The 13417-nt window shown below is 45.2% G+C and carries 3 protein-coding genes; 2 read left to right on the top strand and 1 reads right to left on the bottom strand.

Features of this window, described 5'->3' with window-relative positions:
- Nucleotides 1-69 precede the first annotated feature (69 nt).
- Entirely contained in the window at nucleotides 70-1035 is a 966-nt protein-coding gene (locus tag ITG12_RS20775) for a peptidoglycan DD-metalloendopeptidase family protein (protein ID WP_038878817.1), read from the bottom strand.
- 291 nt (nucleotides 1036-1326) lie between these two features.
- Between ITG12_RS20775 and ITG12_RS20770 the strand changes: the two genes are divergently transcribed.
- On the top strand, nucleotides 1327-10155 hold the full coding sequence (locus ITG12_RS20770; RefSeq protein ID WP_248874957.1) for a tandem large repeat: 8829 nt from the start codon (nucleotides 1327-1329) through the stop codon (nucleotides 10153-10155).
- Complete coding sequence (locus ITG12_RS20765; protein WP_248874956.1) at nucleotides 10152-13064, top strand: tandem large repeat; 2913 nt, start codon at nucleotides 10152-10154, stop codon at nucleotides 13062-13064. The genes ITG12_RS20770 and ITG12_RS20765 overlap by 4 nt, the downstream gene beginning before the upstream one ends.
- Nucleotides 13065-13417: the final 353 nt, after the last annotated feature.

The following is a 13417-nucleotide window of genomic DNA, read 5'->3' as shown; positions in this document are numbered from 1 at the left end:
CGAGATTTTAGGTATTCACTAGCCAAGTTCTGTGTTCCGATGAACTGAAAAAAAGAAACCAAAACGATATTAAGAGGCGTATTTATGTAACTCTTTAATGAGCTCTACACGCTCTTTTCTTGCCGCCAACATCATTTGCATGTTTACGGGGGGAGCAGGGTTGGTTCTGATTCGACGTGCATAATCAACAGGAACACCATCAACGATCAGCTCTAAATGCAGGTGTGGACCGGTTGTTCTTCCCGTATTACCTGTTCGGCCAATGGTTTGTCCTTTAGTGACATTGTCACCCACACGAACGTCGCTTCTAGATAGATGTAGATAACGAGACATTGAGCCGTTGGTGTGACGAATATTAATGTAGTTGCCCGCAAAGCGGTTATACCGTGATTTAACAACAACACCGTCCGCAATACTCTGTATCGGTGTACCAATTGGGACTGCGTAATCGGTGCCCAAGTGTGGGGCAATCAATCCAGTGACTGGGTGTTTTCGTTTTAAATTGAAACCAGAGCTAACTTTGTGCTTTTTTGCTAGTGGAAATGAGTAATATGGCTTGCGAATTAGCTTATTGCCATATTCATCGTATGCGTTGTTGTTGCCATCACTAATAACGAAAAAGTTTCTTTTACTACCGGAATAGTAAAAAGAACTAATGTATTTTTCGTTATACCTATTAGTTCGGGTTTTTATTGAGAATTTATCGCCTTTTCGAACGGAGCCAATAATGTCAAATTCGTTTTCAATTAATTTCAGTAGTGATTTTATTTCTTTTTTAGATAATCCAGCGTTTATCAGAGATGTTACAAACGAGTAATCAATGCGGCCCGTTTTAATGGTCGTGCGACGAAAGTTAGTTTTGTATATTTGGCGAATGTTGCTGTGATTTACTACTTTAGGAACAATAGCTTGAATCTCATTCCTGGGGGAGAGTAATTGATGGGTAACTGACACACCCGTAACGATCGCGAGCGCAATGATAATAAGGGGTAGAGCAAAGTTTTGCGCATGTTGTCTTAATATTAAACTTGTCATTGAAATAAAACTGTGCTTAGAGCCGAAAAATTGAGGGGAGTATAATATTTAAAATAAAATCTTACACGCCGTTATAGCTAATTCCTGTGTTTTTACTAATTAAATAACGATAGATGTGAAGTAGCGCCGCTAAAGAGGCTTAAAACTACCTATTTTCTTAGCGTTTATGTTTGATTTTATGGTTATTTTGTCACGTTGAGAAAATTCCAGACAATAATATAATCTCGGCAAAATAGACTCTGCCAAATTACTATGTTCACTAAAAATACACTAAAACCAACGTTAGGTCTCATGGCTGCTTCACTTTTATTGAGTGCATGTGGTGGTGGGGATGGTGGTGATAACACCCCGCCAGCTAGGAATACAGGAAGCATCTCAGGTAACGTTTTTGACGCTCCAGTCAACGGTGCCAAGATCGAGGTGTTTGAATACAAGGATGGAAAAGTCGGCAGATTGCTTGCGGGTACGACTTCTGATGCCTTTGGTGATTACAAGCTTGAATTCGAATCCTCTTCGATGCCTTTGTATGTCGTCGCGCAGCAAGGTAGCTACACCGATCCTCTCACAAAAGAAATTGTGTCATCGAGCGCGGGTAAGACTTTGCGCTTAGAAGGGGTAGTGAATTTTAGTGAAGGTAGTGATCAGAAATTAATGCTCACACCACTGACTAATATCGTTTCTGGTTTAGCTAAGTATAAGATTTCTGGTGGGGAATCTGGCTCGGATGCAGTCTCTGAAGCCTTAGATAGTATCAATGGGATGTACGGGTTCAATGTCAATGAAACCACTCCGATTGATATAACGAAAGGAGGCCAAAGTAGCTTTGCTACACCTGGTCACCAGTACGGAGCTTTGTTAACAGCATACTCTTCATATTCTTATGACCTGATTCAAAGATACGGCCAGTCTGAGGACAACGTCTATACTTCAATGCATTTTGCTGATATTCAATTTCGTGATGTCATCGCTGATGGTCTTCTAGACGGCTTAGAAATCAGTGACTCGACAGGTGCAGTGACGCCGCTTACGTTTGGTCAGCAGAGAATTACTAGCGACGTTTACACTCAAGACCTTTCTCAACACGTTTTGATTGTAGTGAACGACCCAGAGCTTAATATCTCAGGGACGGATGCTGATGATTACGTTGCTTTTAGTCAAAAAATTAATGACTTGGGAAGTCATGGTACGACCGATGGTGTTATTCCACCACGCGATGAAACCGAAATCGATACAACACCACCAACCGTAACTCGCACCGATAGTGATGTATTAGCAAGAACAGATAGCGTAGATATCAGACTTAATGACGATATCGGTGTTCAATCTGTTTCTGCTTATGTGGAATATCAATTACATGGTGCTTGGTCAGGCGAATTCAAATGTAACGATCAACAGACTTCTGGCAGTGAGTTTTGTTCGGTTGATGCAAGCGGATTTGAAGTCGGGGTTCGAGAAACAAACATCAAAGTAAGTGTCGATACAAAAGCCATTGATGCAGTTGATGTCAACCCAGATACCGGCCTTTCTAATGTAACTGCAGCGCGTTTGGTGTTTTACACGGCGGACGTTTTAGGCAATGAACTTGTTTCTGGTAGCAATTCAGGTCATTACGTTAATTTTGAGTGGGATAATGATGCACCTGTCATTTCTGTTACTTCGGCAAGCGCTATTAACAACGTAGTTAAAGAGTACGTATTAAAAGGTATAGTAAAAGAAGCGTCTCAAGACATTAAATCTGTCAGCGTATCTTTTAAGAGTGGGCTACCGAAAGATGTGTCTTGTTCTCCTGTGACCGCAGAGTCGGGCAGCGCTTGTGAGTTTAACGAACCGTATTCGACAGACGATTTCTTATCTACGACTACGTTCGATATCAAGGCGACCGATACCAAAGAAAACGTCGGTGAGTACCAGCATGCAGTAAGCCGTGACGATCAAGCGCCTGCTCAGATCATTACATACCCTGAAGGGGCATCGATGAACTACGTCAATGTGACCGTCGATGGAGAAAGGTCTACGTACGAAGGGGTTTACACGCAAGATACTTATACATCAGACAATGTTCAGTCGAGTAGAGACTACTTGAAGATCGATTATGTCTATGCTGCTTCTGGCTTGAAATCAATTGATGGCGTTGATTTCGCCGATTTTCACGTCAACGTATTGAAAGAGAATAAGATCCCTTACGTACGAGTTCGAGTTTCTGATGTGAACTCCGATACGGTTTTAGGCTCAAGTGCTGACAAACTTAAACTAGTCGTGAAGTACTACCTAAGCCAAAACAATGACAACAACTACGCATTTCAAAACACAACACAAACCGTGGCCTCGACGGACACTATCACCGCGAGTATCCCTCACGAAACTATTTTAGATAGCGAAGGCAGAGTCGATGAGGTTATTTACTACGTTCCTTTCGTAAAAGAGGTACTTGGTGATGGTTTTAAAAACGTTTCAGAAAACGCTAGCCAAAAACTGGTAATTCAAACCATCGACGAGTCCGACAATGAAAGTGCGACGCAAGAAGTTTACTTCCGGAGCAGTTTTGACCTACCTACGATGACGGTTGTGACCCCTTTCATTGGGGCACGTGTGCAATTAGAAGGTTTGAACCCAAATGGTGAATTCACTTCTCTAGCAAGTTGTACCACTATTCAGCAGCCAGAAAGTGATCAAACTACCGCGCTTGATGTTGCTTCGTGTGAAGCCACGACGGACGTTGTCAATTATGAATTCATGCGAGTACGTTTAATTGGTGTAGAAGGGACGGACCCTCACTACTACCAATGGAAAGATGATGCAGGTGCCAAAGCGAGCGTTAATCTAAACAATGCCAATATCGGCGCATATTTTGAACTTGATGGTTCGAATACGTATTACGTGACCGAGCTTGCCACTTACCAGACAGGTTTGTTCGATTATCGTTGGAATCAGGTAGAAGCCGGTGACAAAACATCAGAACGCGCCTCGCAAATTCTCACGGATGTGAAATACGCGCTAGCTGGCGGTAACGAATCGTTCTTTGGATTCGATCCAACCATTACGGCGTACGCTACAAATGAGATGCTTGAAGAGACAATTCCTAGCGATCTCTCTAACGACTACCTGCATCGTTTCCTTGTTGAAGCAATTGATAAATTAGCGGAAAAGACGCCACGCAACAATTCTTCTGATTTAGCTTCCGCTATTTATGACGATCTTAGCTACGATGGTAAAGCAAACGGAATTGGTGCTGGTGGGAATCAAATCAAATTGGATGATTACGAATTCGACTCTGATACCTACCGCAAAGACCTTGCTCAGTCTTACTACGATATCATGACTGAAAAATACGGCATCCCAGATAATATTGCTCAGCTTTATGCCGATGATATTTCTACGGCTAATCCTAAACTTGGCGAAGACAATATCTTTGATAGTGGTGGCGGTAGTATTGATATTTATCCTCCGAAACAAACACTAACAATAGAGACTGGCCGCGAAACAATGGTTGGCGACAAGCTTTATGTCGCGGGTGAAGTGGTATCTAGAGTAGTGTTAGAAGATCCATCTGGGGTTGTAGAGGAAGGTGACCAAGCCCCGAAATTCCAAAGTATGTGGTATGCCATGGGTGACCCTAATACTGCTATTCCATTGGAACTTCAACCACAAGAATCTGGCGATAGCGATAAATTTAGAAAAGAGTACTTCTTTACCTTAAATACAGAGTCAGCAGATCTCACCGATATCATCGAGTTTGCGTTGGAGACAACGGCATTCGATACCAAAGGTAATGGATTTACTGAGGCCGACCCTCTTGTAGAGCGTTTGTATGTAGATAATGACTATCCGGAGGCGAGTTACATCCCTCCTATAGGTCCAGATAAAAACCCTATAGGGGAAGATGTTTATCTGAGTATTAAAAATAACATCCACGATCTAACTTTTGAGTTGAAAGATGTGGTTGATGACAAACTCGAGAAACGTAGCTTACTTTTCTATAAGACATCTGGCGAAAGATACCCAGTTTCATATGAGCAGTTTTATACTAACCAAAGCGATCGGTTTGTCGTACGCCTATGCGGTCAGGAAGATTGCTCGACTCAAGGAACAACAATTAACCCAGGAGATGGTGACTGGTTAGCGGTAGTTAGTGCCGAAGATAACTTGGGGAACGCGGTATCAGATGCCGACAATGGGGCCCCAAGGTTTCGTATTTATATCGACTCTGAGTCACCGGTTGTTAATGATGCGGAAATTACAGAGCGATTGGGTGGCAACGATGTTTGGACTCCGGTGATCGATTGGGGTGATCTTAGTCAAGGTAGCAATGTAAAAGTCGAACTAAGGAGAGGCTCAGGTCAATCCCAAACGTTAGAAGCTTGCGATCCTGAAACAAGCGTTTGTGATCAACCATACCTCATTGGCGAGCAGCCGGATGTTAAAGTTCAATTGGTTGCTGAAGCCTTTAATTACGATTCCAAAAATGAATTTTATGTAACGGCAACGGATAAAGCCTATCCAGCAAACGAGAGTAGGAAGGGGACGTTCAGCTTTCAAGTTGATAATAAGGGACCAGTAATTCTACTTTCTACCCCTTGGATTGAAGACGCTTTGAATAAAGAAAACACCGTAGTAGGACGTAAGTTCAATGTGCTTTTTGAATCAGTGACAGATGATTCTGGTATTGAAGAAGTATCCTTGTTCCAGGTAGATAACCCTACAGTGTTAAAAACGTTTAAGCCTGAGAACCCAAGTCAAAAGTTCGAAATGCCACTTTTGGAAGATGAGACTAAGAATATTGACCTGAATGAAGGAAATCGCATCCGTCTCTATGTTAAAGCAAAAGATGTTCATGGTTTTGAAAGTCAATCGAATACAAATAGCGTAGTTTTTGATAATCAAGGCCCAGAATTTAGCTTGATGGGGCACGATGTTAATAGTTATTACAATAGTGATTATGTCTTTGAGCTGAGAGCTACAGATTTAGGCCCGAATGGCAACGTTTCTACTGAGGGGGTAGATCGAGAAAACTTAGAGTACTGGATATTTGAAGATGTTGAACCAACTCCGGGTACTCCGGGAACCAAAATAGTTAATGCTGACGCTCTTAAAATCCCTTTAGGTGGGCAAAGTGATGGTGAGCATACAATTAGAGTTAAAGGTTCAGATACTCGTGGCAACTCATCGACAAGTGACTTTTTGGTTAACGTGAGCAGTAAGCTTCCCCAATTGGACCTTACGATTGCTTACGCAGATAGTGGTGAATCAATTGACCGAGTTGTATATAACGAAGGTGACATTAAGCTAACTTTAAAAGTAACCGATGTGAGTGGTGTTAAAGAAATTAAATCTACTTATAAATACTCGGGTGAAAGTAAAGCGACAGACTTTCAGTTTTATAAAGTCGACGGTTCAGAGGACACTTGGGAAGCGACGTTAACCCAGCTGCAACTAGGAACTGATGGGAACTATGAGCTGAGTATTAGTGTTGAAAATAATGTCCAACATAACGGTACTCCACTAGTTAGCAACATTAACCGTACGTTAAGCGTCCAGCGTAATGGTGTAGCTATTGATATTGATGAGCCTATAGATTTTCAGAACTATGTGTCTGACGGGGTGTTAGACGTCAAATTCGTAACTAAAAGTGAAGTAAAAGCAAAAAGCATAGAGTGTTGGGTTCGTCGGGAACACAATGGTGACGATGCCCCCCCTAGTGGAGAAAAGCCTACTTCTGGCGTGAAGAATATTTCTTTGGGGCAAGAGCCTAGTTGTAGCGTTGACTCGGAAAATGTTTCGTATTCACCTGCTGTTTTGATCGTCCAAACTACGGGCACGAATGGGGCCGTAGCAGTGCGGAAGTTTGACTTTAAAATGATGGATGCAGAGGCTCCAAAGACAGTTTCACCTGAAACGGATCAATACGTATTTCAGGGCTATGAGGTGACCTATGACTTAGATGATCCAACTAAGTACCTTGCATTTGACCTTATATTTAAAGATGAGTTGTCAGGAGTAAATATTACCGACAACGCGGATTTCCCTAAGTTAATTAGAATGGCTGGAGGTATTCCGTTTAGTGCTGAGAGTTGTGTTTTGAATGCCAATGGTGAAGCTGTTTGCCGTTACAAAGAAAAGTATGCCGATATTATTCAAAAGACGGCGGTTACGCATGCCTACAAAATTTCCAACATTACTGATAATGCAGGCAACTTAGCAGCAGAGCATGAGTTTGAATTCATATTACCAACTGAAAAGCCGGTAGTTGAAATTACAAGCCCTGAAGGTAGTGATGTATTAAATGGTAAAATCCTCAATGTAGACTTTAGAGTTAAGCTTGCCGAATACTCGGACATAGAAAATGTCAGTGTTACCTTTGGTGGTGAGTCTTACGACTTAAAAAATAACGCTGATAACTTCAGAAACTTCACCACTTGTAGTGATGATGACACGTATCGCTGTTCAAGCTTTCATAGTGATGAGTTGGATGCGGGATTAGAAAATAAAGCGTTAACAATCGAGGTTCTGGTCACTGACGTTTGGGAAAACCGTGGGTTAGATTTAGTTGAAGATATTCGATTTGATAATACTGCTCCTGTCATTGGAGATTTGATCACGGTTACTGAGCAACCAGGTGACAAAGTTAGGTTCACTTTTGTCGAGATGAAAGATGACGTCAGTGGTTTAGCTAAGGTTAAGTACACGGTGCGAGCGCTTGACTTTGAAGAAGAAAAAACGAACAAGGAAAACGATAAGGAATACATAACTTATTTCGAGCTATCCAAAGGTGAGCTTTCAGGTCTTGATAAAATTACGGTTGAGGTAATCGCGAAAGATGCGGTGGATAACCAGAGTAGTGAAGACAAGACTATCGATCTGACTGTGCCGACTATTACTCTCTCATTTAATGACATGACTAGCTTGCTGGGAGGCAAGCTAGCATTCACTAAAGAAAGTCAATCGTTCACGATTACGTCTACAGAGGGGGAGCATGTCAAGGCAACTCATTATTCCATTGATATGGTTCCAACTACCGGAGACCCGCTTAACTTCAACGGCAATATTGTGTCGTCAAGCGCGACTGGTACCATGGATTTTGCAATTGATGACCAAGCTGAATACATATACAAAGTGACAGTCACTGACTCAATGGGACGTGCTGTTACAGACTTTAAGCTTTTTAATAAGATCTATGATGCCAAAGGTATCGAATCAGTTGTTGATTTTGAAGTTCCTGAAGTGTCGATCAGCAATATCACGCAGGATGACAAAGCAACAGATGACGGCAAATATCAGTCGGATGTAACTGCTCAGGTAACAGATAAAAACTTAAGTTCAGTAACATCAACAGCTGACAACGGTTCAGGTCTAGCAGTAGGGCCACAGTCAATCACGGAACCTACTAACGATGGCGACCCTTATGTGTTCCACTACTTGTTATCGCCAGGAGATTACACGATAAAAGTAATCGCGACTGATGCAGTCAGCAATCAAACGGAAAAAACGACAACATACAAAGTGGAAGCAGCGACAGTCCCTGAGTTAACAATATCGACGAATGCAAGCACACCTTTGGCTGGTGGCGCCGAAGTCCCGCTTACATTTACTTTTACTGAAGAAGTCACAGATTTCGATATTTCAGACGTAAAGTTAGATGAGAATAATGGCGGTGAGTTGAAACCTTTATCTTGGAGTACCACTGACAACATAACTTGGACAGTCACATACATAACACCAGAAAGAGAAAATAAAGACATAACCATACGGGTCGATGATGGAAGCTATAAGAGCATCAACAATATCCCCGGAAAAGGGGATAGTTTGATTCTGGGGGTAGAAGGTGTATTGCCAACACTGACTAAAGTAACGTTTGATCCTCTGCATCAAGAAATCGGAAAGGCAGTAGACGTTAAGCTAGAGTTTGACAAAGAGTTGCAAGAGGCCACGGCAACATTGGGAACGAACAATGTTACTTCGCTAACGTCTGATCCTGCTGATAAGAAAGTTTGGACCGGTACCGTTAATGTCCCAGACGTACCAGAACTCGGTGTTGGCCTAGTGGTGAGTCAATATAAAGACCTAGTAGGTAATGTGGGTGAGGACAATACGTCGTATGAATTGCCAATCACGCCAACCTTAACCGTTGAAAATATCGGTGATGTTAACGAAACGGGTGCTGCAAGCGTTGCCGTCAGTGGCGATAGCACACGCTTTGAAACTTCTGACGAACTGACCATCAAAGCGGTCGATACGGACAATAAAGAAGTCACGCAAACCACGACAGCGGCTGCATTGGGTAAATGGAACACGACGCTAGACGTTTCGGGTCTTAAAGACGGCACCATTACGGTGACGGTGAACGGTACTAACGATTTGGGCGCACCAGCAAAAGAAGTGGGGACGACATTTACGTTGACGCAAACCAAGCCGACGGTGGACGACGGTCAAACGTCGATTAACCCAGAGCATGCAGCGGCGGGTGAGAGCGTGACCGTTACCGCCACGTTCGACAAAGGCGTCACCACGCCGACGGGTTCAACGCTGGGGACCGCGTCGATCAACTGGACAGCAAAATCGGGTACTCAGACCCAATGGGTGGGTACTGCAGAAGTCGCGTCGGTTGCGGATTCGGTGAAGAGTGTGGCGTTAACGCTGCAAGGCTTTGAGGATGCAACGGGCAATACCGGTGAGTCATTCACATCAGCTAAAGCGTTGGCGATGATCCCAACCTTAACCGTTGAAAATATCAATGATGTTAACGAAACGGGCGCTGCAAGCGTTGTCGTCAGTGGCGATAGCACACGCTTTGAAACTTCTGACGAACTGACCATCAAAGCGGTCGATACGGACAATAAAGAAGTCACGCAAACCACGACAGCGGCTGCATTGGGTAAATGGAACACGACGCTAGACGTTTCGGGTCTTAAAGACGGCACCATTACGGTGACGGTGAACGGTACTAACGATTTGGGCGCACCAGCAAAAGAAGTGGGGACGACATTTACGTTGACGCAAACCAAGCCGACGGTGGACGACGGTCAAACGTCGATTAACCCAGAGCATGCAGCGGCGGGTGAGAGCGTGACCGTTACCGCCACGTTCGACAAAGGCGTCACCACGCCGACGGGGTCAACGCTGTGATCGCGTCGATCAACTGGACAGCAAAATCGGGTACTCAGACCCAATGGGTGGGTACTGCAGAAGTCGCGTCGGTTGCGGATTCGGTGAAGAGTGTGGCGTTAACGCTGCAAGGCTTTGAGGATGCAACGGGCAATACCGGTGAGTCATTCACATCAGCTAAAGCGTTGGCGATGATCCCAACCTTAACCGTTGAAAATATCAATGATGTTAACGAAACGGGCGCTGCAAGCGTTGTCGTCAGTGGTAATAGCACACGCTTCGAAACCACCGATACATTGACCATCAAAGCGGTCGATACGGACAATAAAGAAGTCACGCAAACCACGACAGCGGCTGCATTGGGTAAATGGAATACGACGTTAGACGTTTCGGGTCTTAAAGACGGCACCATTACGGTGACGGTGAACGGTACTAACGATTTGGGCGCACCAGCAAAAGAAGTGGGGACGACATTTACGTTGACGCAAACCAAGCCGACGGTGGACGACGGTCAAACGTCGATTAACCCAACGTACGCAGCGGCGGGTGAGAGCGTGACCGTTACCGCCACGTTCGACAAAGGCGTCACCACGCCGACGGGTTCAACGCTGGGGACCGCGTCGATCAACTGGACAGCAAAATCGGGTACTCAGACCCAATGGGTGGGTACTGCAGAAGTCGCGTCGGTTGCGGATTCGGTGAAGAGTGTGGCGTTAACGCTGCAAGGCTTTGAGGATGCAACGGGCAATACCGGTGAGTCATTCACATCAGCTAAAGCGTTGGCGATGATCCCAACCTTAACCGTTGAAAATATCAATGATGTTAACGAAACGGGCGCTGCAAGCGTTGTCGTCAGTGGTAATAGCACACGCTTCGAAACCACAGATACATTGACCATCAAAGCGGTCGATACGGACAATAAAGAAGTCACGCAAACCACGACAGCGGCTGCATTGGGTAAATGGAATACGACGTTAGACGTCTCTGGTCTTAAAGACGGCACCATTACGGTGACGGTGAACGGTACTAACGATTTGGGCGCACCAGCAAAAGAAGTGGGGACGACATTTACGTTGACGCAAACCAAGCCGACGGTGGACGACGGTCAAACGTCGATTAACCCAGAGCATGCAGCGGCGGGTGAGAGCGTGACCGTTACCGCCACGTTCGACAAAGGCGTCACCACGCCGACGGGGTCAACGCTGGGGACCGCGTCGATCAACTGGACAGCAAAATCGGGTACTCAGACCCAATGGGTGGGTACTGCAGAAGTCGCGTCGGTTGCGGATTCGGTGAAGAGTGTGGCGTTAACGCTGCAAGGCTTTGAGGATGCAACGGGCAATACCGGTGAGTCATTCACATCAGCTAAAGCGTTGGCGATGATCCCAACCTTAACCGTTGAAAATATCAATGATGTTAACGAAACGGGCGCTGCAAGCGTTGGCGTCAGTGGTAATAGCACACGCTTCGAAACCACAGACACATTGACCATCAAAGCGGTCGATACGGACAATAAAGAAGTCACGCAAACCACGACAGCGGCTGCATTGGGTAAATGGAACACGACGCTCGATGTCTCGGGTCTTAAAGACGGCACCATTACGGTGACGGTGAACGGTACTAACGACTTGGAGGCGCCGGCAAAAGAAGCGACGACGACATTTACGTTGACGCAAACCAAGCCGACGGTGGACGACGGTCAAACGTCGATTAACCCAACGTACGCAGCGACGGGTGAGAGCGTGACCGTTACCGCCACGTTCGACAAAGGCGTTACCACACCGACGGGTTCGACGCTGGGTACCGCGGCGATCAACTGGACCGCGCAAGCAGGTACTCAGACCCAATGGGTGGGTACAGCAGAAGTCGCGTCGGTTGCGGATTCGGTGAAGAGTGTGGCGTTAACGTTGCAAGGCTTTAGTGATGCAACGGGCAATGCCGGTGAGGCATTCACTTCTAGCAAAGTGCTAGCGATGACCCCAACCTTAACCGTTGAAAATATCGGTGATGTTAACGAAGCGGGCGCTGCAAGCGTTGCCGTCAGTGGCGATAGCACACGCTTCGAAACCTCCGATACATTGACCATCAAAGCGGTCGATACGGACAATAAAGAAGTCACGAAAACCACGACAGTGGCTGCATTGGGTAAATGGAACACGACGCTTGATGTCTCGGGTCTTAAAGACGGCACCATTACGGTGACGGTGAACGGGACTAACGACTTGGGCGCACCAGCAAAAGAAGTGGGGACGACATTTACGTTGACGCAAACCAAGCCAACGGTGGACGACGGTCAAACGTCGATTAATCCAACGTACGCAGCGGCGGGTGAGAGCGTGACCGTTACCGCCACGTTCGACAAAGGCGTCACCACACCGACGGGGTCAACGCTGGGTACCGCGGCGATCAACTGGACAGCACAATCGGGTACTCAAACCCAATGGGTGGGTACAGCAGAAGTCGCGTCGGTTGCGGATTCGGTGAAGAGTGTGGCGTTAACGTTGCAAGGCTTTAGTGATGCAACGGGCAATGCCGGTGAGGCATTCACTTCTAGCAAAGTGCTAGCGATGACTCCTACTATCGCTTTTGAAACAGTAAACGATGTCACAGGCCTAACAACAGTAACCGTCAATGGTAGCAGTACTCGTTTCGAGACGGGGGACACAATAGCACTCAAAGCGGTTGATACTGATAGCTTGGAGGTTCTAGGCAGTGCAACAGTGCTAGCCGATGGTACATGGACCGTTGATCTTGATTTGTCTACTTTGAAAGAAGGAGAAATAACCGTTTATGCAAATGGTACCAATTCACTCTCTGCGACCGCTGATGAGGTGAATACGACATTCAATTACTCTAGTACTACAGCGCTTGTTGTTCCAGATTATTGGGAAAGATATTCCGCGGAGTTTCCCTCCCAGAAAGCAGCCTAAAAGAAAGCGAGCATTAAGCTCGCTTTCTTTTTACTTGGTATTAAGTGATCTAAGTCAAACGATTGGCTTTTTCTAATAATTGCGACAAATGACTTAGCGGGCTTTATACAAGGTGAAACATCTAGAATGCCTATGCCAATTTTGTTTTTGGGAGCGGTTAGTGTGATTGTGATGGTTATTTGAAAGATGCTGTGGTGAATATGCCACGTTGAGAATATGTCTTAATATTATATAGTTACACGCAATGCTATACCCCAAGTATAGAGTTCTGCATTAGGTAGTGTGAACTACCTGACGTTTTGTGACTGTGATGAAGCGACACCAGCCTAGCATTGCTTCAAAGTAGTTGCGCT

Origin of the sequence: Vibrio sp. ED002 (assembly GCF_023277445.1) — a bacterium.
Lineage (GTDB): Bacteria > Pseudomonadota > Gammaproteobacteria > Enterobacterales > Vibrionaceae > Vibrio > Vibrio jasicida.
This window is presented reverse-complemented; position numbering and strand designations above follow the sequence as displayed.